The organism is Thiohalocapsa sp. ML1 (assembly GCF_001469165.1).
GTDB lineage: Bacteria > Pseudomonadota > Gammaproteobacteria > Chromatiales > Chromatiaceae > Thiohalocapsa.
The window spans coordinates 222,871-246,096 of sequence record NZ_JABX01000002.1 but is presented as its reverse complement, the minus strand read 5'-3'; the positions used below and the strand labels follow the sequence as shown (position 1 = coordinate 246,096).

The following is a 23,226-nucleotide window of genomic DNA, read 5'->3' as shown; positions in this document are numbered from 1 at the left end:
CCGTGGCGGGAGTCTCGGCGCCAGCCAGACGCTGCCTCAACCCTCAACCCTCAACCCTCAACCCTCGGCCCTCTGCCCTCTCCTAAGGCAATATCCGGATAGGCGTCCCGTCGCGCACCAGCCGCCAGATCTCGTCCATCTCGTCGTTCTTGACGGCGATGCAGCCTTCGGTCCAGTCCTTGTAATCGTACTCGCGGGCGACCTTCTCGGATGTCAGCCAGTTGGGCCGGCCGTGGATCATGATCATGCCGCCGGGGCTCCAGCCCATGGCCTTGGCGAAGGCGCGATCACGATCGTTCGGATAGGAGATGTGAATGGACTTGTGGAAGTTGCTGTTGGGGTTGCGCCAGTCGAGGATGTAGTCGCCCTCCGGCGTGCGCCTGTCGCCCTCGCGGAATTTGTGGCCGACCGGCTGGTCGCTGAGCGCGACCTTGTACTCCCGATAGACGCCGCCGTTGTGCATGAGCTGGAGCTTGCGCTTGCCCTTGTGCACGACGACCTTGTCCACGTAGCTCACCTGGGGCTCCGGCGGCTTGCTGGCGCAGCCACCCAAGAGCCCGCTGATGCCGATAGCGAAACCGAGCAGCAGCACGGGCAGCAACAGGCGCGGCAGGCGCGACAGGGACGCCGAGATCGGCGCGGCGAGCGGACGGACGGACATCTTACGATTGCACTCTTCGGCAGTTGGCGGATGGCGCGATTCTACTGCTGTGAACGGCGCCGCACATCGGCCAAATGCGCTACAGATATGGCGGAATTCTCGATGCTTACGCGGAAGACTTAGAGCGGCGCCGCAGCAAGGGCGCCGAGCGCGTGGCGTCGCCCCTCGGCCCTCCCCCCTTGGGCCCTCGGCCCTCTACGCCGCCGTCTGCTCCGCTGGCGCCGCTTGCACCAGGAGCTTCGCAACGGCGCGATCGGTGAGCGGATCGCGGCTCAGCAGCCGCGCGCTGCCTTGTCGCAGCGCCGTCGCGAGCCGCTCGGTGGACAGCACCCGCGCGTTGCGGCCGCGCCGGTCGGCGAACAGGATGAGCCCGCTCTGGGGGCTCATCCAACTGGCCCGCAGGCTCAGATTGGCGCCGCCCAGTTGCTGCACTTCCAGCCAGTCGCCGAGCTCGACGGCGCAGGCCGCATCGAAGTACGCGTCACGGCACGCGGCCGCCTCGGCCGCGGCGGCGGCCTGGGACTCGGACAGGTCCGAGACCTCGGCGGATGCGGCCTCATCGGCCAGGGTGCTGTCGGGCTCGATGTCCTGCGGCGCTGAGGGCGCGAGCTCGGAGTCGGAGTGCAACAGCCAGGGCAGCGCGTCGGTGTCCGGCGCGTCGGCTGGCGCGTCGCCTGCGGCCGGTGCCGCCTCGGTCTCGGTCTCGGGCGCCGGCGACGCCTCGGCGGGCGCCGGCTCGGACGGACGGATCGCGGCCATGTGCAGCGTCATCAGCTCGGCCAGGAAGGGCTCCCAGGCAGCTTCGCGGCCAATGCGCGCCAGGCCCGCCGGTAGCTGGTCCAGCAGGCAGGGCAGCAGATGCATCAGCCGGCGGCGGTCCTCCGGCGTCGCCTTGGGCTGCACGCTCCAGACTAGGTCGTCGAGCGTGGCGAGGGCCGCGTGCCAGTCCTCGCCGCCATCGCCGAGCTTGACGTAGATGCGCCCGAGCAGCTCGCGCCAGTGCGCCTCGATGAAGCTGGTCACCGCCTCCGGCAAGCGCTGGCCGTTGAGCCGCCGCGCCAACTGGTCGGCGACGACGGTCTCGGCGACGAGCTGGCGGTCGCGCTGTTCCAGCCGCTGCACCAGCTCGCCCACTTGGCCGCGGGCGGCGCGCTCGGCCTCGTGCAGCAGGGACTCGATCTGTTCCGCTTCGGACTGGAACACGTCGGTATCCTTCTCGAACGCCGCGAGCACGTTGTCCACCGCGGCCTTGATGCGCGCGAGCAGCGCCCCTTCTTCGTTGCCGCTCCAGCCGCGGGCGCCGGCCGCCATGACGTCCAGCAGGCGCCGCGCGGGGTGGCGCCGGTCGGAGAAGAAGGCCTTGTTCAGCAGCGCGACTTTCAGGATCGGCACCTGCAGCTTGCCGATGTGGCCACGCAGGTGCGCGGGCAGCTCGCCGTCGCTGAAGATGCAGTCGAACAGCATCGCAACCAGCTCGATGGTGACGGCGTCCTGCGGCTGCAGCCAGCGCAGCAGCGGCGACGCGCCGAGGCTGCGCAGCACGGCGCTGCTCTCGGTGTCCAGCGTGTCGAGCGTGATGCCGAGCTTCTCCGCCGCGCTGCCGCTGCCGCGTTGCAGGCCGGTGAGGCCGTCGATGAGCTGGCTCAGGACCATGGGTGCCATCCGTCCGCAGGTGGGGTCGGTGCCGCCCGGCGCCGCGCCGCCGCCCGCGGGCGCGCCGCCACCGCCGGCATAGCCATTGCCCAGGCCGTAGCCACCGCCGCCCTGGCCATCATCGCCGCGACCGCGTGCACCCATGATGCCGCTCGTGAGCTGCACGAAGATGTCGCCCATCGTGTCGCCACCGGTGCGGTGGCGGCGCTCCAGCTCGCGCGTGCGCTCTTCCGTCTCGACGGGCAATTTCGGCAGCACGCCGGCGTCCACCAGTTGCTGGTTCAGGGCGCGGTAGATATCGGGCAGCCGCTCGGCGGTGTAGTGCTCGAAGGTCTCCAGCAGGACCAGCGAAAGCTGCGCACCGGCCCAGTGGGCCTCGGCCGCATCGACGAAGGCGCTGAAAAGCCGCTTCACCGCAAAGGGATTGCCGTCGGTATCGAGGCGCTTGAGACCCAGCAGCGCGGCGATGCGCCGCTCCAGTGCGGTCATCTGCTGCGCACAGGCGTAGCCGGCTTTCGCGGATAGGCGCGCGACGGCGAGATCGCGCTCGAAGGCATTGGCCTCCACGAGGGCCAGCTCGTCGATACTGGCCCAGGCATCGCCGTCGCGGCCGTTCAGCACGCCGATGGCGTGGTCACAGGCGTGGCAGTAGATGTCGCGGAAGCGGCGCAGCAGGCCGAGCCCGCCGTTGGCGAGCAGCGCGTAGCCGGATTCGTAGAGCTCCCGGCGGCTCGCCTCGCTCGCGCGCTGCGCGAGCTGCGAGAGGTCCGTGCGGGCGTCTTTGAGACGCTCGGCATAGGCATTGGATGCCGCATCCACGAGCCCATCGCGCAGCGCATGCAGCAGGCGCAGCGCAGCGCCGGGCGAGAGGGCCTGGGATGGCAGATGGTCGGGTCCGGTGTCGGGCATTGCTCGGCCTATGCTTGCAGCACGCGCAACCACCGCGGTGGCGCGGACCCCTAGCCGGATCGGGTGCTGTCTGCGTGCGGCGAAGCGCGCCTGCGTCGAGCGCGTGCCGCTGTTATGTCGGGTGTCTGGGTTTTACTCTGCCCGTGCACACAACGATAGCGACCGGGCGCCCGGGCCGCCGTGATGGCGCTCGCAGATCCAAGGCCAACGCGCCCTTGTGCTAGCATGCCGCGTGGTCCGCCGGGCCGTTCCTCCCCTGTCCAGAACCGCTGGTCCGTTGTGCCCCGATGTTGCGCCCGCTGTTTCGCTTCACGCTGATCCTGCTCGCGCTGGTGCTGGCACTCGCGCTCATCGCCGCGGCGGTCGGGCCGCTCTTGGTGGACCCGGCGCCCGCCACCGGCGAGACCCGCTTGCAGGCGCTTGCGCGCCCCGGTAGCGAATTCGTGACAATCCCCTTCCCCGGCAGCGACGGGCTCACGCTGCACGTGGCCGAGCGCGGCGGCGACGGGGCCGGCACGGGGCAGCCGACCTTCGTGCTGCTGCACGGCTTCACGTTCAATCTGTCTACGTGGAACTGGCTCATGGCGCCCCTCGCCGAGCACGGGCGGGTCGTCGCCTACGACCAGGTTCCCTACGGGCTCAGCGCGAAGCCGCTGCCCGGCACCTGGGATGGCGCGAATCCCTATTCCAAGTCCGCCGCGCTGGAGCAGATGATCACGCTGCTGGACCAGCTCGGCGTGGAGCGGGCCTACCTGGTCGGCAACTCCTCCGGCGGCACGCTGGCGCTGGAGGCGGCCCGCGCCTATCCGGAGCGCGTGCAGGGGCTGATCCTGCTCGCGCCCTGGGTCAACTCCCAGCGCCCGAATCTACCGAGCTGGCTCGTGGACTTGCCGCAGATGCAGCGCCTGACGCTGCTGCTTGCGCGCACGCTCGGCACCGATGCGCCGCTCCTGGACCGCGGCTACGCCGACCCGAGCCGCATCGACGAGGAGCGCCGCGCGCTCACCGGCGCCCACCGTGCGATGGCCAACTGGGATGCGGCCTGGGCCGCGCTCCTGGCACGCTCGCTGGGCGACCCGGTCGAGATCGGCACCCATCTTGGTGAGATCATGCAGCCCGCCCTCGTCGTCACCGGCACCGAGGACCGCATCGTGCCGCCGGCGGACACGCGGGACGCGGCCCGTGCACTGCCGAACGCCACCTATGCCGAGCTGTCCGGCTGCGGCCACCTGCCGCAGGAAGAATGCCCGGCGCTGGTGATGGATATCGTCGATCAATGGCTGGACGGTCTTAACCCCGACGGAGGCTGAGCGTATGGCCGAGCCGACCCAGGCAGACAGCTCCCCGGCGCCCGCGCCCGTCGGTCGCTGCCTCGTGTTTGGCGCCAGCGGCTACATCGGCAGCCACTTGGTGCCTCGGCTGCTGGCCGAGGGCATCGCGGTGCGCGCCACCAGCCGCCATCGCGCGAGCCTGGAGAACCGCGGCTGGGACGGCGCGGAGCTGGCGGAGGCGGACGCGCTCGCGCCGGAAACGCTGGAGGCGGCCCTCGCCGGCATCGACACGGCGTACTACCTGGTCCACTCCATGGGCGCCGGTAAGGACTTCGGTCGGCTGGACCTCGAAGCCGCAGGCAACTTTGCCGCCGCCGCCGAGCGCGCCGGCGTCAAGCGGATCATCTATCTGGGCGGCCTGGTGCCGGAAGACGCCACGAGCGAGCACATCCTGTCGCGGCGCGACACCGGCGACGTGCTGCGCCGCGGCGGCGTGCCGGTCACGGAGCTGCGCGGCGGCATCATCGTCGGCCCCGGCTCCGCGGCCTTCGAGGTCATGCGCGACCTCGTCTACCACCTGCCCGTCATGGTCACGCCGCGCTGGGTGCAGGCCAAGTCGCCGCCCATTGCACTCGAGAACCTGCTCACCTACCTGGTGCGCGTGGCCGGCGTCCCCGAGGCCGCGAATCGCATCTTCGACACGGCAGGGCCCGAAACGCTGACCTATGCGGCGATGATGCGCATCCTGGCCGAGGAGGGCGGCCGGCGCCCGCCCATGATCATCCCGGTGCCAGTGCTGAGCCCGAAGCTGTCGTCGTACTGGCTCAGGCTCATCACCTCGGTGCCGACGAACATCGCCCGTGCCCTCATCGAAGGGTTGAAGCACGATTTCACCGCCGACGATGCGGAGCTCAGGCGCCTGGTGCCGCAGCGCCTGCTCGGCTTCCGCGAGGCCGTCGCCGCCGTGTTCGCGGCGGAACGGGCCAGCGAGCCCGTCGTCGCCCGTTGGATCGAAGGAGCCTTTGCCGTGCGCAAGCAACGTATCGACTACGCCTACTATGCCAAGCGCGCCAGCGCCGCCCATGAGACCAGCGCATCCCCCGCCGCCGTCTGGTCCGTGCTGCGCGAGATCGGCGGCGAGCGCGGCTGGTTCTACCTCAACGGCCTGTGGCACCTGCGCGAGACGCTGGACTGGCTCGCCGGCGGCCCCGGCCGCCGGCACGGTCGCCGGCATCCGACCGAGTTGCGCGTCGGCGACCGCATCGACTCCTGGAAGGTGCTCGGCATCGAGCCCGAGCAGCGCCTGTCGCTCGCCTTCGGCATGCGCGCGCCTGGGGCCGGCATGTTGGAGTTTGACGTCAAGCCGTTGCCCGATGGCCCGCAGGCGGGCGGCGCCCGCCTCAGCATGACCGCGTACTGGCACCCGGCCGGCGTCTGGGGGCTCTTGTACTGGTACGCCTTCGCACCGGCCCACGGCGTGGTGTTCGCCGGCACCGTGAAAGAGATCTGCCGGCTGGCGGAGGAGCGGCAGCGGCGGGTGCCGTCCGCGGCGGCCTGAGTCGACCAGCGGCGGCGCGGTCGCAACGCAGCAAAATCAGCGCTCGTCGGCTTGAGCTGCGGCGTCCCTGGGGGCGGACCAGGTTCGGCGCAGGTCGCGGGGCGGTGTGGCCCATCACGCGTGCTACGCTTTGGCAACGCATTTTTCCTCTTGGGCCTGGTCAATGGACATGCTCCATGTCTTCTCTGTCCGCGATCTGCGTACTCGCTCGGGCGATCTGCTGCGGGACGCGGAGCAGGGGCAGCTCGCGATCATAACCAAGCATGGCCGCCCGGCGATCCTAGCCGTGCTCTTTGATCGGAGACTCCTCGATCAAGGCGTGCATCCCGCCTTGGCGTTGACGTTGTTCGAGCAACGGCGACTGACGCTCGCTCAGGCCGCCAAGGTTGCAGACCTGTCCCTTGATGCCTTCATCGACCTCCTGGCGCCCCTCGGCCTCGCGGCCGTGGATTACCCGGCCGGTGAGTTGACGGATGAGCTGGAGGCGGCCCTGTAGCGTCGTTCCGACGGGGGCGCGATGGACGGGGTCGTCGTCGCGGACGCCGGGCCATTGATCGCGCTGGCGCGTATCGCTCGCTCGCTTGTCGCTGCCGCGGGTCCTCTACGGATCGGTGGTCGTTGCGCCGGCCGTCCTGGCGGAGCTGCGCGTGGATTCCGATCGCCCGGGTGCACGGGCGTTGTCGGCCGCCCTTGGCGAGAACCTGATCCAAGTACGCATGCTCCCTGCGCATCGCGATCAGGAAATGGCAACTCTGGGCAACTCTGAGTCTTGTGCTTGATGCCGGCGAGGCAGCGGCCATCCTGCTCGCCGAGGAGGTGTCTTGTCGTTTCCTGCTGATGGACGAGAGGCGCGGACGTTCCGCTGCCCTGCGGCGCGGCATTCCCGTTGTTGGACGGGCCGGCGTGCTGCTGGCGGCGAAACGGCACGGCCTGTTGTCCTCGGTGGCGCCGACGCTGCTCGAGCTGGCGCACCAGGGCTATCGGCTCTCGGACGCGTTGGTGCGCGAGGTCTTGCGTTTGGCCGACGAGGACATCGCCGACTAGCAACGTTTCAGGATCAGGACACTGTCCCGACGCCAGGGAGCCCTCAGCCCTGGTCGCCGCACAGGACGCCCAGATGGATCTCGATGTCCAGCGACTTGCCACTCGGACATGCGGCTCGGGCAGAACCGGCCGAAGCCCGCTTGTCGGGGCTACGCCAGGGGTCGCGCAACACTGTGCTGGCCTCGTCGCACGCCTGATCGCAGGCTGCTCGTGAAGGGCTTTTGTCCAGCCCGCGGCTGTACATCGCGCCACGGCTCTGTAAGGATGAGAAAGGGCGGGCAATATTGTCTGCTTTTTGTGCGGTTGTCGGGGACACGGCGCCGCACTGCCGCACGGGGCTGTTGCGCGCCGCACGGGCGGCATTCATCGGCGGGCAAGCCGCTCCGTTCAGGGGCGCGAGCCTGCCAGTACGTCGTGATGACGCCGCGGGAGACGCAGGCGCATGCGGCATCGTAAGAAGCGGTCCGCGCCGACCTCAGCGCCGGGCCGAAGCCAACGTGGCGCCCTCGCCGCCGCAGGAGGTGCGATCTTGTACGCCAAAATCATGGTGCCGGTGGATCTGGCCCATGTGGACCGACTCACCAAGGCCATCGACACGGCCACCGACCTCGCCAAGCGCTACCAAATCCCCGTCTGCTTCGTCGGCGTCACGCCCAGCGCGCCGAGCCCGGTGGCGCACAACCCGCAGGAGTTTGCACGCAAGCTCGATGCCTTCGCCCAAGCGCAGGGCGCGGAGCACGGGCTCGATGCCGGCAGCGCCGCGTATATCAGCGACGACCCCGCGGTGGACCTGGACCGCACGCTGATGGACGCCATCGCGGAGCAGGGGGCGGACCTGGTCGTGATGGCCTCGCACATTCCGGGTCTGCCGGAATACCTCTTCCACTCCAACGCCGGCCACCTCGCCGCGCACGCCAAGGTCTCCGTGTTCGTCGTCCGCTGAGCGCGGGCCCGAGCAGCGCCGGAGGCTGCCAACCCTCTCCGACCCTCTCACGCTAAGGGGAAGCCATGAGCTCTCAAGTCAACCTGGGGCCGTCCGGCCCCGCCGACATCATCGAGACCGATTACGAGCTCGGTCAGGACAACATCCAGGCCCGTGTCGGCCCGTTCGGGCTGGATATCCATAACCCGGTGTTTGCGATCTCGGGGCTCACGATCGTCGCCTTCGTGATCCTGACGCTCGCATTCCAGACGCAGGTCGAGCCGGTCTTCGAGCAACTGCGCGAGTGGCTGACGACGAACCTGGACTGGTTCTTCCTGTCCGCCGCGAACGTGTTCGTGCTGCTGTGCCTCGTGCTCATCGTGACGCCGCTCGGCAAGGTGCGCTTGGGCGGCGTCGACGCGGAGCCCGATTACGGCTACCCGGGCTGGTTCGCGATGCTGTTCGCGGCGGGCATGGGCATCGGGCTCATGTTCTACGGCGTCAGCGAGCCGATCTCGCACTTCACGGCCGCGCTGGACGGCACGACGCTGGAGGAGGGGGCCCGCACCGACTGGGCGCCGCTCGGCGCCGCCGTCGACGACGCGGAGGCCGCGCAGCGGCTCGGCATGGCCGCGACCATCTTCCACTGGGGTCTGCACCCCTGGGCCATCTACGCCATCGTGGCGCTGTCGCTGGCGCTGTTCTCGTTCAACAAGGGCCTGCCGCTGACCATCCGCTCGATCTTCTATCCAATCTTCGGCGAGCGCATTTGGGGCTGGACCGGGCACATCATCGACACGCTGGCGGTGTTCGCGACGCTGTTCGGGCTCGCGACCTCGCTCGGCTTCGGCGCCGAGCAGGCCAACGCGGGGCTCAATCACCTGTTCAATATCCCGGTCAACGACGCCTCCAAGGTCATCCTGATCCTCGGTATCACGGCGGTGGCGCTGGGCTCGGTGCTGCTCGGCATGGACGGCGGCGTCAAGCGCCTGTCGGAGGCCAACATGCTGATGGCGGCGCTGCTGTTGATCTTCGTGATCGCGGTGGGGCCGACCATGGGCATTCTGACCGGATTTTTCTGGAACCTCGGTGCCTACGTGCAGGAGCTGCCGTTTCTGTCGAACCCGGTCGGGCGCGATGACGACAACTTCCGCCAGGGCTGGACGGCCTTCTACTGGGCCTGGTGGATCTCGTGGTCGCCGTTTGTCGGCATGTTCATCGCTCGCGTGTCGCGCGGGCGCACGGTGCGGGAGTTCCTGATCGCGGTGCTGCTGGTGCCGTCGGTGGTGTCGGTGCTGTGGATGACCGCCTTCGGCGGCACCGCCATCGGCCAGATTGTCAACGACGGCTACCAGGCCGTCGCCAACGCCCCACTGGAGCTGAAGCTGTTTGAGATGTTGGCGGAGCTACCGCTGGCCGAGGTGACCTCCTTCATCGGCATCGTGCTCGTCATCGTGTTCTTCATCACCTCCTCGGACTCGGGCTCGCTGGTCATCGACACCATCACCGCGGGCGGCAAGGTGGATGCGCCGCTGCCGCAACGCGTGTTCTGGTGCACCTTCGAGGGGCTGGTGGCCGTCGCCCTGCTGCTCGGCGGCGGCCTCGGGTCGCTGCAGGCCATGGCGGTGTCCACGGGCTTCCCGTTCGCGCTGGTGCTGCTGCTGGCGTGTTATGCGCTGGTGGTTGGGCTGATCGCTGAGGTGCGCCACCCCGCGGTGCGGGCGGCCGCTGAGGCCGCGGGCTGAGCGCGAGGCGGCGCGCTGGGGGGCTCCCGCGCCCGCCAAGGTTCAGAACGAAAGGAGCGCGGTGTAGAGCAGGAGCAATAGGCCGACGACGCCTGCCCAGTCGAACATGCGCCGCACGAGCTGGTGCTGCCTGCGCAGCCGCGCGGCGGCGGCGTCCAGCTCCGGGCTCGCGGCCAGGGCCGGCGACACGTAGGTGCGCTGGTGGCGAAGCTCGATGGCGTCGAGCACCGCGGCGGCTTCCACCATGTCGGCACGGTAGGCCTTGCGGTCGGGGTCCAGGAGCCGTCGGCGCAGTCCGGTATGGAAGTGCATCGCCGCAGCGTCTACGTCCCAGAAGTAGGCGATGACGGGGGTAGTGGCATCACCCGTCGGCGGCACGGCCGCCTCATGCAGGCACACGGCACCCGGCAGGTCCGCACAGGGGGTGAGATAGAGATACCCGTCGCGCATGCGGGGATGGCGCTTGCGCCTCCGTGGGATTGATAACTCAACCGCAGTTGCGGGCGCAAGGGGACGTATGAAAGACCCGCGCGGCTGGGGCGGCCGGCAAGAGGTGCTGCCGGGCGCGGCACCCGCCGGTCGCGCACGATGGCCGGCGCCGGCGCCGGCGCATCGGTGCGGTGAGGGAAGGTCGTGCGGAGCTCAGGCAGCCTGGCGCTGCGATTCCCAGTTCGCGATCCGGATCAGCTCGCGGATCTCGCGTGCCACGGGCAGTTGGCCCTTCGGCGTGTAATCCTGGCCTCTGGCCCATGCCTGTTCCGCTTCGGCGGCGATTCCGTGGAGGCCTTGGCAGCAGAGCTCCCAAACGGCTTTGTCTTGATGCGGTGTCATGGTACTGCTCCGGGTCAATGTTATGGACTAAGACCGACTTTGTTGCTGTCGTTGTTGCTTTGGCACAAAGATGTTGCGATCTCAGCAATATCTGTCAAATCGGAGGCCGTAAGCCAGTCTCAATGAGGGCTGTCGGCGTTGCCTCCGGGCCACGTTTTCAGCATAGACCACCCGCGCGGGACGACAATTGGTAATTTCCACTTGGCCCTTGCGAGACACCGCCGCACGCCTGCGATAAACCTGGGCTTGTACTGCCGAGAAGGCGCAGACGGCGGCGATTCGGGTTACTGTCAGCCGGTTTTTTGGACAGATATTAGGGGTCCGAGGTCCGAGGTCCGAGGGCCGAGGGCCGAGGGCCGAGGGCCGAGGGCCAAGGAGCGCTCCCTTGGCCCTTCCCCAGCCAGTGTCCGAGGTCCGAGGAGGCTGGGCTGCCCGAAACAGGGCGCCGACACAAATAGGCCTGCGTTTGGCGTTGATTCCGGAGCCCGCGAGCAATAACTTGCGAAGACCATGATTTAACGCACCTGATCTAACGAACCTGATCTAACGCACCGTGTTCTAAGGGGAGATGGAAGTGAATCTGCAAGCGCTTCAGGCCGGCGTCGTGTCCGCTGGTGTTGTTTTGGTCGGCCTCGCGTTCTCGTTTGGGGTCGCCGTGGTACCGCATTTCGGGTCGGCCTACCAACTCTTGGCGTTGCCCTTCGGGCTCGGCGTCAGCCTGTACGGGATTTACGGCGTGGTGGCGGCGCTGTTGCCGCAATCGGCGGCGGACCAGTTGGGGCTCAAGCTCCTGGGCCTGCATGTCGTGATGGGGCTGCTGCTGCGGGCGTCCATCGACCCGCGCATGCTGTCCGGCTGGCTCGCGCTGGTGCCGACGCTCCTGATCCTCTACATGCTGGCCGACCTGTACCTGCGGCACCGGCACGGCGGCGCGGCTTGAGGATGGAAGGGCCGAGGGCTGAGGGCCAAGGGCCAAGGGGCTCGGCCCTCAGCCCTCGGCCCTCACATCGGGATCGGTTTGCCACAATCGATGTCGATTTGGAGTTCGATTTCGATAGCGATGAGAAAACTTGGTCGGTCCGAGGCGAAGACGTAGGGGCTTGAGCGTTGGATCTGCTGCAAACCGTAAACGGCTACTGCCCGTGGTGCGGTGAGCCCATCGAGCTCATAGTCGATTGCAGCGGTCTCGATTCCGGCGGTGGCGACCACGTCTACGTGGAGGACTGCGAGGTGTGCTGCGCGCCGATGCAGGTCCGCGTCAGCCCGGCGGCGGACCCGGAGGCGCCGCCGGAGCTGAGCCTGGCGCGGGAGAACGAGTAGCCGGCGGGCTCAGAACCCGCCGCCGGTGCGAAAGCCGCCGCCGCCACCGCCGAATCCCCCGCCGCTGCGAAAGCCGCCACCGCCCCGGCTCGACGGCATGCGGGACGAGCGTCCGGCCATGCCGCCGCCCCAGGGGCTGCCATGCCCGAAGCCGCCGGAGCCGAAGGTGGGATCGGTGCGCGGCGGCCGATAGCGGTACTGCTCCTCCAGCACTCGCATCAGGGCGTCGCGGTCGATGACGCCCTTAACGAAGTTGGTCAGCATCATGGCGACCACTGCGGCGTCGCCGAAGCTGCCGCCGGGGCGGTGCATGCCCTCGCGCTGCAGGTCGCGCCGCAGCCGCGCGAGGTCTTCCAGCTTTTCCTGGTGCTTGGCGCGCGTCTGCTTCAGGTTCTCGAGCAGGAAGCTGTGGCGGCGTTGTTCGCGCTCCAGCTCTTTCAGCTCGGCGACGATGCGATCGTCCTCCGGGAAGGGCGTTTGCGCGGCCTCGCGCTCCAGCGTCGCGAGGTCCTCGCGTTGCAGCGTCTCTGCGAGCTGCTCGACGGCGCGCTGGCTGTGCTCGTCCTCGCCGGCAGCGAAGGCCGAGCGCTGGGCCAGCAGTCCGGCGAGCTCGGCCTCGGCGGTCTCGAGTCGGGACTCGTTGTCGTCCACCGCCAACTGCGCCGCATCACGATCATGCTCCAAGCCGGGGATGCCGGCGGCCGCGCGGGCGTCGTCGTCGAGCTGGCGCAGCGCCCCGTATTCGGCGTCGGCGGCCTCGCGCCGCGCCTTCGCGTAGTCGCGCAGCCGTAGCGGGATCTCGGCGAGGCGCTGGTAGTTGAGGCGCACATCCTCGTAGCCGATGAGACGGGCGACCTTGCCGTCGAGCCAGCGGAACAGGCCGCGGCCGCGGTACTCGGCGGTGCCGAACCGGCGCCGCCATAGGTACATGAACAGCGGGTCGTCGCGATAGGCGGCGCCCTTGGACTGCTCCTCGGCTTCGCTGTCGCCGGCCTTGGTCTCGGCGTGCTGCGCGATGCGCTCCGCCTCGGCCGTGCGCTCGCGTTGGGCGCGGTAGGCGGCGTCCGCGTCGAGCTTGGTCTGCACGGCGGCCTCGGCGTTGTCGAGCACCTCGGCGGCGGCCTCCAGCTCCCCGCGCAGGCGCTCGCGCCGGGCCTCGAGGTCCGCCTTCGCGGCCGTGGTCTGCTCAATCTTGCGCGCGACCTCGGCGGCGGCGGCGTCGCGCCGGCCGAGCAGCTCCACGACGCGCTGCTCGGCAGCGTCGAGCGCACCGGCGAGCGGCGCCTCATCGAGCAGCGAGATGTGCACCCGTGCGAGCGCCTTGAGCCGTTCGCCGCGGCGCTGCATCAGCTCGCGGATCTGCTGCTGGAGCGCCTCTGCCTGCGTGTCCAGATCGCCCAAGGCGCTCTGCTGGTCCCGACTCAGCGTCGAGAGCTCGGCGATGGCCTGCATGCCGCTCATCATGGCCGCGTTCCCCCTTACCACTCCGTAATCGCCGCGCCGGTGGTGCGCATTGTGTAGTCCGGCGTCAGCCGGCCAGCGGCCTTGCGGCCCACGAGGTCGGCCTGGATGATGCCGTCGTCGCGCTTGTCGGCGGCCACGCGCTCGAAGGTCGCCTCGTCCACGCGCACCCCCCAGGTGCTCACGCGCTTGGTCTTGCCGGTCTCCTCGCTCGTGATGGGCAGCGTCAGCACCTCGCCGCGGGGGCCGATGGCCTCGACGATGAGGTAGTAGTTGCGCGCGCCCGTGTTGACGTCCGGAATGCGCCAGACACCGCTCCGCTCCCCGGGGCGGGAGACGATGCGCAGGCTGTATTCAAGCTCAAGCTGCGCACGCAGGGTCTTGAGGTCGGCGAGCGCGGCATCGGCCGCCGCCGTGTCGCCGTCGCGCAGCGCCCGCTTGCCGGCGGCGAGCAGCGTGTCCGCCTTGGCGTCCGCCGCGGGCTCGACGGCGAGCGCCGTGACCTCCGCATGCAGGGCCTGGAGCCGCTCCGGCAGCGCGGCACGCGGCGCGACTACCAGCAGTTGCCAGGCCACCGCCAGCACGGCGACGGCGGCGAGCAGACCGGCCGCCCACTTGCCCCAGCGCCCGCGGTTCACGTAGAGGCGCGCGAGCGTCCTGGCGAAGGACTTGGGCGGCGGCTTGTAGACGAAGCGGTCTTCTTCGAGCGCGCGCACGCCCTCGGCAAGGACGGCGTCGCTGACCTCGATCCCCTGGGCGGCGTAGATCTTGCGCAGGCGCTCCTTTAGCGCCTGCTCGCGCTCGCCGCTGTCGAGCTCGCGCTGCACCAGGCGCTCCTTGCGGCGCAGCGTGTCGACCACGTCCATGGCCAGCATGACGTCATCGAGCGGCGGCGTAGCGGTGCCGGCGGCGGCGCCCGGTGCTGCGTCGGTCGCGGTGGCGCTCATTGGCCGGTCACGAGCCCCTTGCCCTGCTCGGCGAGGCGCGCCATGCGCTGCTTGCCGTCTTCCACCGCCTCGCGGATCTCCTCGGCGTTGCGGGTGGACTCCTTGCGCATCTGCTCGATGATCTCGCGCGAATGGGTCTGGTAGCTGACCACCGAGTCCACCAGCTTCTTCACGGACTCGGCGCGGATGGTCGGCCCGTAGCCGGCCTTGACCGCCTCCTCCTGCACCTTGCCGCCGATCTCGGCGAGCACCTCCAGCGACTGGCTCACGCCGTCCTTCATGGCGTTCACGGTGGCCGTGGTCTCGGCGAGGCCGAACATGCCGGTGAAGGACGCGGAGAGCGCGGTCAGCACCGTCTCGTTGGTGGTGAAGAAGCTGATCGCCTGCTGATACAGCCGCTCCTTGGCGTTGGTGGTTTGCAGCAGCCGTGCCATGACCACCTCGGAGGTGTTGTAGGACACGGTGATGTTGTCCGACAGGTCCTTGGCGATCTGATAGCGCTTTTCGACGTCTTGGAGGTCGCGGACGCGCTCGTCGCGGGCCATCTCGAGCCGCGCGCGCTCGGCGGGCGCGTCGCCGGAGAAGCCCTCGACGGCGGCCATGGCCTGCTGCACGGCGGCCTTGGCGGCTTCGAGCTCGCCCTCGGCGGTCTTCAGCACCTCGAGTGCCAGCACCTCTGACTGCTTCATGGCGCCGCGGAAGTCCTGATACGCATTGAGGATGCGCTGCTCGCGCTGCACCTGGTCGTTGGTGGAGGCGGTGACGTCGAGATAGGTGTCCTTGATCTTGTCGAAGCGGGCGGCGATGTCGCCGCGGGTGGCCTTCATCCAGATGTTGGACAGGCGCTCGAAGGTGTCGATTTTGCCGTCTTCGAGCTGATCGACCATTTTCTTGGCATCGTCGCGGATGCTGTTGAAGGCCTCGGTGATCTGCTCGTAGCGGCTGCCGACCTCCATGGCCTTGACCTGCTCGCGCACCACCTCGTTGAAAGTGGACGCCTGCGCGAGCGTGCGCGCGATGGCGGTGACGCGACCCTCGTCGAGGCCGGCAATGCGATCGAGCAGCGCGACCATCGGGTCACTCGCGCTCGACTGCGCCGTGGGCGCAAGGCCCATGTCGTGCAGCGTGTTCATCGCCTTGTCGAGGTACTGCATCGGGCTTGCGATCTCGGCCATGGGTCGGTGCCTCCGGTGGGCAGGGCGCAGGCTATGCGTACGCCGTTGCCGGTTGTTCAGTGCTGGGGTCGATGCCGCGGCGCTCGCGAGGGGCACCGCCGGTCAAAACGCGTTATACCGCGGTTAGTTGACGAAACAAGGTCACCCCGCCGCTCCAATGCCCATCGGACTGCCCGGCTGTCCGCCCCGGGCGGACAAGCGGCGGGGCGGACAGCCGGCCGCTTTGTCAGTCGCCGTAGAAGGCCTCCTCGACCTCCGCGGCGGGAACCTCCTGCTCGCCCTCGTGCTCGAGGCGCACAAGGCGGGCGACGACGCGCCCGTCCAGGCTGAGCGCGATGGATTCTCCGTTGGCAACACGATCGATCAGCTCGTCCAGGTGGGCGGCGGCGTACTCGGTGGTGACGGTCTGCATGGTCGCTCTCGTTCTCGTTCTCGTTCCCGTTCTCGTTCCCGGCGTTCAAATGCGCCTGTCGACGCAACGGCAGCAGATTGGGCCTGCGCGTGCGGTTTGAACAGTCCCCGGGCAGAAAGCGTCCGGCCCGGGCGGGCTCAGGCGGCCTGGCGTGCCAGGAGCCCGCGCAGCAGCGCCCGCGGCAGGCCCGGGCCGCCGTAGACCAAGCCGGTGTAGATCTGCAGCAGGTCGGCGCCGGCGGCGAGCTTGGCGGCGGCGCTGTCGGCGTCCATGACGCCGCCGACGCCGATCAGCACGGCATCAGGCCCGAGCTGCTGCCGCAGCACGCCGAGGAGCGCCGTGCTGCGGGGCATAAGTGGCCGGCCGGAAAGCCCGCCCGACAGGCCCGCGGTGTCGCCGCGCACGCCGCTGAAGTCCACCGTGGTGTTGCTGATCACGAGCCCGACGCACCCGGCGTCGAGCGCGGCGCGCCCGGCGGCCACCGCGGCGTCGTCGGCGAGGTCCGGCGCCAGCTTCACGAGCAGCGGGCGCGGCACCGCGAGGGCCTGGTTCGGCGTCTGGATGGCATCGACGATGGCCCGGACCTGCTCGGCGCTCTGCAGATCCCTGAGCCCAGGCGTGTTCGGGCTGGAGACGTTGACGACGACAAAGTCCGCAAGCTCCCCCAGCCGCTCGAAACTGCGCCGGTAGTCCGCCGCCGCCGCGTCCGCCGGCACTACCTTGGACTTGCCGATATTGATGCCGAGCGGCACCGCGAGCGTGCCCTGCTGGCGCAGTCGCTCGATGCGCGTGGCCACCACGTCGGCGCCGGCGTTGGGGAAACCCATGCGATTGATCAACGCGCCGTCCCGCGGCAGCCGGAACACGCGCGGGCGCGGGTTGCCGGGCTGGCGCAGCGCCGTGACGGTGCCGACCTCGACGAATCCGAAGCCGAGTGTCTGCCAGAAGGTGACGGCCTGGGCGTCCTTGTCGACACCGGCCGCGATGCCGAGCGGGTTCGGAAAATCGAGCCCCATGACCCGCTTCGCCAGCGTCGGCGCATGGGCCACGTCGGCGCCGCCACGCCAAAGCCGGGCGCCGAGCTGCGCCGGCCAGGCGGCGGCAGCCAGCAGGCCAAGCTGGTGCGCGCGCTCGGCCTCCAGCAGGAACAAAAAAGGTCGCAGCAGGCGCCACGCGCCGGCGGCTGGCAGCGGGGTCGAAGGGGAGGTCAACGGTGCTTGCGACACGAGTGTCTCGGCGATTGAATGCGTCGGCACTGTCGCACAGGGCCGGCGCAAGCGTCCAGCACCACCGACCGCGGCAGCGCCGGCCATTCAACGCGCCGCGTGATGCGCGCGCGATTGCCGCATGTCGGTGTCCGGCCCAATGCCGACGTGGCAGACTACCCGATCGTACGCGGCCGGCGCCGCGGTACGTTATCACCGCGGAGGCCAAGAAATCCATGTCCGATAAAGTTACGTCCGACAGCGTCAAGTTCCTGCTCGATGAGGAGCATCTCCCGACCCACTGGTACAACATCAGCGCGGACCTTCCGGAACCGCTGGCACCGGTGCTGCACCCGGGCACGAAGCAGCCCATCACGCCCGACGACCTGGCGCCGATCTTTCCGCGCGCCGTCATCGAGCAGGAGATGTCCACCGAGCGCGAGGTCGAGATCCCGGGTCCGGTGCGCGAGGTGTACCGCCAATGGCGCCCGTCGCCGCTGTTCCGCGCCCGCCGGCTGGAGCGCGCGCTGAATACGCCGGCCCGCATCTACTACAAGTACGAGGGCGTGAGCCCCGCCGGCAGCCACAAGCCGAACACCGCGATCCCGCAGGCCTTCTACAACAAGGTCGAGGGCGTCAAGCGCATCACCACCGAGACGGGCGCCGGGCAGTGGGGCTCGTCGCTGGCGCTGGCCGGCACCTTCTTCGGGCTGGAGATCGTGGTGTTCATGGTCCGCGTCAGCTTCGACGGCAAGCCGTACCGGCGCGCCTACATGGAGACGATGGGCGCGCAGTGCATCGCGAGCCCGAGCGACCAAACCGAGTCCGGCCGCGCCATCCTGAAGGGCCGTCCGGACAGCACCGGCAGTTTGGGCATCGCCATCAGCGAGGCCGTGGAGATGGCCGTGCAGCGCGACGACACCCGCTATGCGCTCGGCTCGGTGCTGAACCACGTGCTGCTGCACCAGACCGTTACCGGAATCGAGGCGATCAAGCAAATGGACATGGCCGACGACTATCCGGACATGGTCATCGGCTGCACCGGCGGCGGCAGCAACTTTGCCGGCATCGCGTTCCCGTTCCTGCACCAGAAGTGGCAGCGCGGGCTCGACACCGAGTTTATCGCCGTGGAGCCGTCCGCCTGCCCGACCCTGACCAAGGGTGCCTTCGCCTACGACTTCGGCGACACCGCCCACCTGACGCCGCTGGTGAAAATGTACACGCTGGGTTCCAGCTTCGTGCCGCCCGGCTTCCACGCGGGCGGGCTGCGCTACCACGGCATGGCGCCGCAGATCAGCCACCTGGCCAAGCTCGGCCACATCGCACCGCGCAGCTACAACCAGCTTGAGTGCTTCGCGGCCGGCATCGAGTTTGCGAAGGCCGAGGGCATCCTGCCCGCCCCGGAGGCGAACCACGCCGTGAAGGCCGCGCTCCACGAGGCCGAGAAGTGCCGGGAAACCGGCGAGTCCAAGGCCATCCTGTTCAACCTCTGCGGCCACGGCCACTTCGACATGCAGGCGTACATCGACTACAACGCCGGCAAGTTGCAGGACCTGGTGTATGACGACGCCGAGGTGGCGATGGCCCTGGCCGGCCTGCCGTCCGGCTGCTGAGCGGCGGCGCCCGCCAACCAGCGCACAAGTCCCGCGGCCGGCTAACGGCCAGCGGGCTTGTCCGCACGGCGGGCGCTGCAACCTTGCCCCGTCAAACTTTCCACCTCCCCCGTTTCAAGCTTCACCCTTCACCCTTTCTCCGCCTCCCCCTTTCAAACTTCACCCTTCCCCCTTCACCCTTTCTCCGCCTCCCCCTTTCAAACTTCACCCTTCACCCTTCAAACTTTCTCCGCCTCCCCCTTTCAAACTTCACCCTTCCCCCTTCAAACTTTCTCCGCCTCCCCTTCACCCTTTTCCCATGCAGCTCAACGCCCTAGGCCGCTACCGCACCGCCACCGAGATCGACGCCGTCGGTGAGCTCCTCGACATCCGTGGTGCACAAGTGCTGGAGCTCGGCTGCGGCGCCGCGCACAGCACCCGCGCGCTGGTGGAGCGGCTCGGCGCGGCGGTGGTGATCGCCACCGAGGTGGACCGGATTCAGCACGAAAAAAACCTTGGCTTGGGCGACCTGCCGGGCGTGCGATTCGTGCTGGGCGGGGCCGAGGCCATCGACGCGCCGGACGCGTCCTTCGACGCGGTGCTCATGTTCAAGTCCCTGCACCACGTGCCCATGGCCGGGATGGACCAGGCGCTCGGTGAAATCCACCGCGTGCTCAAGCCGGGCGGCGCGGCGCTGTTCTCGGAGCCGGTCTATGCTGGCCCGTTCAACGACCTGATGGCCTTGATCAACGACGAGCGGGAGGTGCGGCAGGCCGCCTTCGATGCGCTCTGTCGCGCCGTCGATGCCGGGCTGTTCGTTGCCGAGGCGGAGGTGTTCATTGAAGTGCCGGGCGCCTATCCGGACTGGGACAGCTTCGCAGCGCGGTTCCTCGACGTGACGCACACGGCGCTCGAGATCGATGCGGCGCGACGTGCCGAGATTCGCGCCGCCTTCGAGGCACACCTGACACCGGAGGGCGCGCACTTCATGAAGCCGCACCGGCTCGATCTGCTGCGCAAATCCGACCGCGCCGGAGCCGGCGCACGCGCATGACCCCGGGTCGCCGGCCTGCGCCGGCCCGGCGCGCCCGCGCCCGCGCCCGCCGCTGTCGCAGCCCAAGCACGGCGAGCCCGATGCCCAGCAACGCCACGGTGGTCGGGCCGGACGCCGAGGTGGGCGAGTGCTCCGGCAGCGCGCGCGCATGCTCGCCCGCGGACTCGGCGTTCCGGCTCATGCCGATATGCCGGAGTCCCGCGCCGATCACCACGCCGTCGTCGTCGCGCCCGCGCGGCGTCGGCGCGGCAGTCGTAACCCCGAGCCCCGGCGGGACGTCGCTCGCGTTCAGCGTCGCCTTGGCTGTCAGCGCGCCGGCACGCCCGTACCGCGCGCTCGTGGGATCGACAACCACATCGGGGTTCGTGGCGCGGTGCTTGTGCGCTGTGGCATCGACGACGCCAGGCGCCGGGCGCACAACGCTCGCGCCGTCGCCGGTTGCAACGGTTGCGAGCGCGGCCGGTGCGTCGAGGCCCGCGGCGGCGGCCAACAGGGCGATGGGTATCATCCGCAGGCGGACAGACATTTCTTTACAGTTCCTTGTGTCGAGACCTATTCGCCCGGCTACAGGCAAGACGCGCGCCGTCTTCAGTAACAGACTGATTTAAGAAAGCCCCTTAGATTGGACTAGGGTCATCCCCTAGAAATCTGTCAAATTTCCTGACATTTTGACGCCCAGCGGCGACGCGGAGCCGACGGCCCGACAAGCGTTGGGTGCGCCGTGTTGCGCAACCCCCGCGTTGAACTAACGGCCGAGGATGGTTCCGGCGGCCCGTGGACCGCGATCCATCGCGTTCGTTACCATGTCGGACCAACACCGGGCCCGCGCTGCATGCGCACCGCCCCGCGTGGGGCCGGGGGCCGCGATGCTGTATCCTTGCCTGCCGCAGCCTCCGTTGTCCGCGCCATCAAGCCGAGATGTCTATGTTCAAGCAGCCGATCCATGCCGTTGTGCTGCTGGCCGCGCTGGCGGCCGGCGGTTGTGCGACGGACGATTTCATGCGCACCGTCGGCATCGACCGCACGCCGCCCGAGAACCCGAACGCGCCAAAGGTCTCGCGCAGCGAGGCCGTGACCAGCACCGGCCGCAAGGCGGTGGTCATCAGTGTGCACATGAAGAAGGAATTCCCGGACGCCTGCATGCTCGGCATGACGCTGACCAACAATCTGGACATCAAGGTCACAAACCTGTCCATCCGGCTCACGGCGTACATCAACGGCAACGTGAAGTTCGACGCCATCACGCGCAACTTCACCGAGGTGAAGCCCACCGAGCGCCAGTACCGCGAGGCGACCTTCACGCAGATTCGCTGCGACGAGATCGACTACATCGGCGTCACCGATCCGGGTCGCTGCGCCATCGGCGAGGACATGAACCGCTTCACGGCCCAGCCCGGGGACTGCGCCAAGTTCGTCGATATCGCCGTGAGCCCGCACATCACGATACGCAAGATCAAGCAGGAGCCGGCGCCGGAGCCGGAGACGGTGGTGCTGGAATGATGCGCCGTGCGCGCCGCGTCGGCCCAGGGTAGGCACCGATGCGCCTGGTCCTGATCGCCATCGCGACGCTGTGGGGCATCGGCGCCCTGTTCGCGTTCCTGCGCACCCGCGACAAGTCGCTGGATGCCAAGCTCACGGCGGGCTATCTGGTGGCCTGGCCCGCGCTGCTGGTGCTCGTGTACCTGAACCAGCCGCTGCCGCTCTGGATCGGGCTCCCCGTCATGTTCGGGTTCATCCCGTGGTTCCTGGCCGGCCCACACCTATGGGAAATCCTGAAGGACCCGAGCCGCACGCGCCGCGGCGAGCTCGTCGGCATCCCCATCGGCTACTGGAAATGGGGCAGCATCGGCGCGGTCCTGCTCGGCCTGCTGTTCAATACGCTGGTGCGGCCCTGATCGGCCGACGCGCCACAGCGCCCCTGCCACCCGACCCGACTCCGCGCGCCAAACGCCATCCGCATTGCCGTCATGACCGACCAATTTCCGAAGACGGGCGAGCCGGCACCCGATGCCCGCCGCCTGGACCCGCGCACCATCGAGGCACTGCTGGCCGTGGTCGCGCGGCTGCGCGACCCGGAGCACGGCTGCCCCTGGGACCTCAAACAGACCCCGCGGACCATCCTGCCCTACACGCTGGAGGAGGCCTACGAGGTCGCCGAGGCCATCGAAAACGACGACATGGCGGAGCTCTGCGAGGAGCTGGGCGACCTGCTCTTCCAGGTGGCCATCTATGCCCGCATGGCGCAGGAACGCGATGCCTTCGACTTCGGCGATGTGGTTGCCTCCATCACCGGCAAGATGATTCGCCGCCACCCCCACGTGTTCGAGAACGCCGCCGTCGCGAGCGAGCAAGAAGTCCGCGAGAACTGGGAGGCCATGAAGGCCGCCGAGCGTGAGGCCAAGGGCAAGCGGCTGCGCACCAGCGTCATCGAGGGCGTGGCCCAGGCCCTGCCGGCGCTGGTGCGGGCGGAAAAGCTGCAGAAGCGTGCCGCGCGCGTCGGCTTCGACTGGGATTCCCTGGACGGCGTCGCCGACAAGGTGCGCGAAGAGCTCGCCGAGTGCGAGGAGACGTTCAGCGCCCACGCTGACCCGCTGGAGCGCGTGCACGAGGTCGGTGACCTGTTGTTCTCTTGCGTCAACCTCGCCCGGCATTTGGGCGTGGACGCCGAGCAGGCACTGCGCGCCGCCAACCACCGCTTCGAGCGCCGCTTCATGCGCGTGGAGGTCTGCTTGGGCGCCGCCGGCAAGACCCCGGCGCCGGAGCACCGCGCCGACATGGAGCGGCTGTGGGAGACCGTCAAAGCGGAAGAGCGCTGAGCGCGGGTTTCGCCTAGGTCGAGGTCGATAGCCTGATCGGCGACTTCCGCATTTCAAGCTTCAAGCTTCACCCTTCACCCTTCACCCTTCAAGCTTCCGAACAAGCTTCCGAACAAGCTTCCAAATGGAAACCATCCGCCTCGTCACCCGCGCCCGCGAGGTGCTCGTGGACATCACACCGCAGGTGCGCGCCGTCGTCGCCAAGAGCGGCGTCGAGAACGGCCTCGTCAACGTCTACGCGCAGGGCGCCACCGCGGCCGTCATGATCCAGGAGAACTGGGACGACAGCGTGCAGACGGACGTGGTGGAGTTGCTGCGCCAGTTGATTCCGCGCGGCGTCTGGCGCCACGACGCCCAGGACGGCAACGGCGACGCGCATCTCAAGGCCGGGCTGGTGGGCCCCTCCGAGAGTATCCCTCTCGTCGACGGCCAGCTCGGGCTGTCCACTTGGCAGAACATCTTCTTCTGCGAGTTCGACGGGCCGCGCAACGACCGGCGGGTGGTGTGCACGGTCCTGGCGGGATGACTGGTCCGGCTCTCCACCTTACGGCGGTCGGGCTAGATTGCTTGGGGGCGCCGAATGTTTGCAGACGAGTCAAGTTTCGACGGGACGTCGCACTGACCAGGCGCGTCGGGATCGCTATCGAAAT

24 protein-coding genes are annotated in these 23,226 nt (G+C 68.9%); 14 read left to right on the top strand and 10 right to left on the bottom strand.

Features of this window, described 5'->3' with window-relative positions:
* Positions 1–82: 82 nt before the first annotated feature.
* Both ML01_RS02370 and ML01_RS02365 read right to left on the bottom strand, forming a co-directional pair.
* On the bottom strand, positions 83–661 hold the full coding sequence (locus ML01_RS02370; protein ID WP_058553786.1) for a murein L,D-transpeptidase family protein: 579 nt from the start codon (positions 659–661) through the stop codon (positions 83–85).
* 195 nt (positions 662–856) lie between these two features.
* Positions 857–3,223 (bottom strand): DUF1631 family protein, encoded by a 2,367-nt coding sequence (locus tag ML01_RS02365; RefSeq protein WP_058553785.1) that lies wholly within the window; start codon positions 3,221–3,223, stop codon positions 857–859.
* A 287-nt stretch (positions 3,224–3,510) separates the two neighbouring features.
* On the opposite strand from ML01_RS02365, the gene ML01_RS02360 reads away from it, so the two are divergent.
* The 6 genes from ML01_RS02360 (at position 3,511) to ML01_RS02335 (ending at position 9,763) form a co-directional block, all read left to right on the top strand.
* The gene (locus ML01_RS02360; RefSeq protein WP_058553784.1) at positions 3,511–4,533 is read left to right on the top strand and encodes an alpha/beta fold hydrolase; all 1,023 of its coding nucleotides are present in this window, start codon (positions 3,511–3,513) and stop codon (positions 4,531–4,533) included.
* 4 nt (positions 4,534–4,537) lie between these two features.
* Positions 4,538–6,052, top strand: a complete 1,515-nt coding sequence (locus ML01_RS02355) for a DUF2867 domain-containing protein (RefSeq protein ID WP_058553783.1) — start codon at positions 4,538–4,540, stop codon at positions 6,050–6,052.
* 163 nt (positions 6,053–6,215) lie between these two features.
* Complete coding sequence (locus ML01_RS02350) at positions 6,216–6,548, top strand: type II toxin-antitoxin system prevent-host-death family antitoxin (RefSeq protein WP_058553782.1); 333 nt, start codon at positions 6,216–6,218, stop codon at positions 6,546–6,548.
* A gap of 275 nt (positions 6,549–6,823) precedes the next feature.
* Positions 6,824–7,096 (top strand): DUF3368 domain-containing protein, encoded by a 273-nt coding sequence (locus ML01_RS02345; RefSeq protein ID WP_058553781.1) that lies wholly within the window; start codon positions 6,824–6,826, stop codon positions 7,094–7,096.
* Positions 7,097–7,625: 529 nt separating this feature from the next.
* On the top strand, positions 7,626–8,039 hold the full coding sequence (locus ML01_RS02340) for a universal stress protein (RefSeq protein WP_058553780.1): 414 nt from the start codon (positions 7,626–7,628) through the stop codon (positions 8,037–8,039).
* Between the two features lie 65 nt (positions 8,040–8,104).
* Positions 8,105–9,763, top strand: a complete 1,659-nt coding sequence (locus ML01_RS02335) for a BCCT family transporter (RefSeq protein ID WP_058553779.1) — start codon at positions 8,105–8,107, stop codon at positions 9,761–9,763.
* A 42-nt stretch (positions 9,764–9,805) separates the two neighbouring features.
* On the opposite strand, the gene ML01_RS02330 is transcribed toward ML01_RS02335, so the two are convergent.
* Positions 9,806–10,213 (bottom strand): hypothetical protein, encoded by a 408-nt coding sequence (locus ML01_RS02330; protein WP_058553778.1) that lies wholly within the window; start codon positions 10,211–10,213, stop codon positions 9,806–9,808.
* Between the two features lie 192 nt (positions 10,214–10,405).
* Positions 10,406–10,594, bottom strand: coding sequence for a hypothetical protein (locus tag ML01_RS02325; protein ID WP_058553777.1), 189 nt, complete (start codon positions 10,592–10,594; stop codon positions 10,406–10,408).
* A 574-nt stretch (positions 10,595–11,168) separates the two neighbouring features.
* Between ML01_RS02325 and ML01_RS02320 the strand changes: the two genes are divergently transcribed.
* A complete protein-coding gene (locus tag ML01_RS02320; protein ID WP_156427516.1) occupies positions 11,169–11,534 on the top strand; it encodes a hypothetical protein in 366 nt (121 codons plus the stop codon).
* A gap of 167 nt (positions 11,535–11,701) precedes the next feature.
* Positions 11,702–11,914: a CPXCG motif-containing cysteine-rich protein gene (locus ML01_RS02315; RefSeq protein ID WP_082673873.1), complete on the top strand. Its 213-nt coding sequence runs from the start codon at positions 11,702–11,704 to the stop codon at positions 11,912–11,914.
* Between the two features lie 9 nt (positions 11,915–11,923).
* Here ML01_RS02315 and ML01_RS02310 read toward each other — a convergent pair whose 3' ends face one another.
* The 5 genes from ML01_RS02310 to ML01_RS02290 form a co-directional block, all read right to left on the bottom strand.
* Positions 11,924–13,378: a hypothetical protein gene (locus tag ML01_RS02310; RefSeq protein WP_058553775.1), complete on the bottom strand. Its 1,455-nt coding sequence runs from the start codon at positions 13,376–13,378 to the stop codon at positions 11,924–11,926.
* 14 nt (positions 13,379–13,392) lie between these two features.
* Positions 13,393–14,322: a DUF6384 family protein gene (locus tag ML01_RS02305; protein ID WP_058553774.1), complete on the bottom strand. Its 930-nt coding sequence runs from the start codon at positions 14,320–14,322 to the stop codon at positions 13,393–13,395.
* Positions 14,319–15,497 (bottom strand): hypothetical protein, encoded by a 1,179-nt coding sequence (locus tag ML01_RS02300; RefSeq protein ID WP_058553773.1) that lies wholly within the window; start codon positions 15,495–15,497, stop codon positions 14,319–14,321. The genes ML01_RS02305 and ML01_RS02300 overlap by 4 nt, the downstream gene beginning before the upstream one ends.
* Positions 15,498–15,723: 226 nt before the next feature.
* Positions 15,724–15,909: a type II toxin-antitoxin system Phd/YefM family antitoxin gene (locus ML01_RS02295; protein ID WP_058553772.1), complete on the bottom strand. Its 186-nt coding sequence runs from the start codon at positions 15,907–15,909 to the stop codon at positions 15,724–15,726.
* 137 nt (positions 15,910–16,046) lie between these two features.
* Positions 16,047–17,135, bottom strand: a complete 1,089-nt coding sequence (locus ML01_RS02290; RefSeq protein WP_254045109.1) for a quinone-dependent dihydroorotate dehydrogenase — start codon at positions 17,133–17,135, stop codon at positions 16,047–16,049.
* Between the two features lie 215 nt (positions 17,136–17,350).
* Here ML01_RS02290 and ML01_RS02285 point away from each other — a divergent pair, with 215 nt between their 5' ends.
* Together ML01_RS02285 and ML01_RS02280 are read left to right on the top strand one after the other, a co-directional pair.
* Positions 17,351–18,727, top strand: a complete 1,377-nt coding sequence (locus ML01_RS02285) for a TrpB-like pyridoxal phosphate-dependent enzyme (protein WP_058553771.1) — start codon at positions 17,351–17,353, stop codon at positions 18,725–18,727.
* A 298-nt stretch (positions 18,728–19,025) separates the two neighbouring features.
* Complete coding sequence (locus ML01_RS02280; RefSeq protein ID WP_058553770.1) at positions 19,026–19,760, top strand: class I SAM-dependent methyltransferase; 735 nt, start codon at positions 19,026–19,028, stop codon at positions 19,758–19,760.
* Here the strand turns inward: ML01_RS02280 and ML01_RS02275 are convergent.
* Positions 19,693–20,286 (bottom strand): hypothetical protein, encoded by a 594-nt coding sequence (locus ML01_RS02275; RefSeq protein ID WP_156427515.1) that lies wholly within the window; start codon positions 20,284–20,286, stop codon positions 19,693–19,695. The genes ML01_RS02280 and ML01_RS02275 overlap by 68 nt on opposite strands.
* A gap of 398 nt (positions 20,287–20,684) precedes the next feature.
* On the opposite strand from ML01_RS02275, the gene ML01_RS02270 reads away from it, so the two are divergent.
* The 4 genes from ML01_RS02270 (at position 20,685) to ML01_RS02255 (ending at position 23,102) form a co-directional block, all read left to right on the top strand.
* Complete coding sequence (locus ML01_RS02270) at positions 20,685–21,260, top strand: hypothetical protein (protein ID WP_058553768.1); 576 nt, start codon at positions 20,685–20,687, stop codon at positions 21,258–21,260.
* Positions 21,261–21,298: 38 nt separating this feature from the next.
* Positions 21,299–21,655 carry a hypothetical protein gene (locus tag ML01_RS02265; RefSeq protein ID WP_058553767.1) on the top strand — a complete coding sequence of 119 codons (357 nt, stop codon included), beginning with the start codon at positions 21,299–21,301 and terminating at the stop codon, positions 21,653–21,655.
* Between the two features lie 72 nt (positions 21,656–21,727).
* Entirely contained in the window at positions 21,728–22,576 is an 849-nt protein-coding gene (gene mazG / locus ML01_RS02260; protein WP_082673871.1) for a nucleoside triphosphate pyrophosphohydrolase, read from the top strand.
* A 124-nt stretch (positions 22,577–22,700) separates the two neighbouring features.
* On the top strand, positions 22,701–23,102 hold the full coding sequence (locus tag ML01_RS02255; RefSeq protein ID WP_058553766.1) for a secondary thiamine-phosphate synthase enzyme YjbQ: 402 nt from the start codon (positions 22,701–22,703) through the stop codon (positions 23,100–23,102).
* Positions 23,103–23,226 lie beyond the last annotated feature (124 nt).

Excerpts from the sequence above, each read along its gene's own strand:
- ML01_RS02370 (WP_058553786.1), bottom strand. The coding sequence starts at position 661 with ATGTCCGTCCGTCCGCTCGCCGCGCCGATCTCGGCGTCCCTGTCGCGC.
- ML01_RS02365 (WP_058553785.1), bottom strand. The coding sequence starts at position 3,223 with ATGCCCGACACCGGACCCGACCATCTGCCATCCCAGGCCCTCTCGCCC.
- ML01_RS02360 (WP_058553784.1), top strand. The coding sequence starts at position 3,511 with ATGTTGCGCCCGCTGTTTCGCTTCACGCTGATCCTGCTCGCGCTGGTG.
- ML01_RS02355 (WP_058553783.1), top strand. The coding sequence starts at position 4,538 with ATGGCCGAGCCGACCCAGGCAGACAGCTCCCCGGCGCCCGCGCCCGTC.
- ML01_RS02350 (WP_058553782.1), top strand. The coding sequence starts at position 6,216 with ATGGACATGCTCCATGTCTTCTCTGTCCGCGATCTGCGTACTCGCTCG.
- ML01_RS02335 (WP_058553779.1), top strand. The coding sequence starts at position 8,105 with ATGAGCTCTCAAGTCAACCTGGGGCCGTCCGGCCCCGCCGACATCATC.
- ML01_RS02330 (WP_058553778.1), bottom strand. The coding sequence starts at position 10,213 with ATGCGCGACGGGTATCTCTATCTCACCCCCTGTGCGGACCTGCCGGGT.
- ML01_RS02325 (WP_058553777.1), bottom strand. The coding sequence starts at position 10,594 with ATGACACCGCATCAAGACAAAGCCGTTTGGGAGCTCTGCTGCCAAGGC.
- ML01_RS02310 (WP_058553775.1), bottom strand. The coding sequence starts at position 13,378 with ATGATGAGCGGCATGCAGGCCATCGCCGAGCTCTCGACGCTGAGTCGG.
- ML01_RS02305 (WP_058553774.1), bottom strand. The coding sequence starts at position 14,322 with ATGAGCGCCACCGCGACCGACGCAGCACCGGGCGCCGCCGCCGGCACC.
- ML01_RS02300 (WP_058553773.1), bottom strand. The coding sequence starts at position 15,497 with ATGGCCGAGATCGCAAGCCCGATGCAGTACCTCGACAAGGCGATGAAC.
- ML01_RS02295 (WP_058553772.1), bottom strand. The coding sequence starts at position 15,909 with ATGCAGACCGTCACCACCGAGTACGCCGCCGCCCACCTGGACGAGCTG.
- ML01_RS02285 (WP_058553771.1), top strand. The coding sequence starts at position 17,351 with ATGTCCGATAAAGTTACGTCCGACAGCGTCAAGTTCCTGCTCGATGAG.
- ML01_RS02280 (WP_058553770.1), top strand. The coding sequence starts at position 19,026 with ATGCAGCTCAACGCCCTAGGCCGCTACCGCACCGCCACCGAGATCGAC.
- ML01_RS02275 (WP_156427515.1), bottom strand. The coding sequence starts at position 20,286 with ATGTCTGTCCGCCTGCGGATGATACCCATCGCCCTGTTGGCCGCCGCC.
- ML01_RS02270 (WP_058553768.1), top strand. The coding sequence starts at position 20,685 with ATGTTCAAGCAGCCGATCCATGCCGTTGTGCTGCTGGCCGCGCTGGCG.
- ML01_RS02265 (WP_058553767.1), top strand. The coding sequence starts at position 21,299 with ATGCGCCTGGTCCTGATCGCCATCGCGACGCTGTGGGGCATCGGCGCC.
- mazG (WP_082673871.1), top strand. The coding sequence starts at position 21,728 with ATGACCGACCAATTTCCGAAGACGGGCGAGCCGGCACCCGATGCCCGC.
- ML01_RS02255 (WP_058553766.1), top strand. The coding sequence starts at position 22,701 with ATGGAAACCATCCGCCTCGTCACCCGCGCCCGCGAGGTGCTCGTGGAC.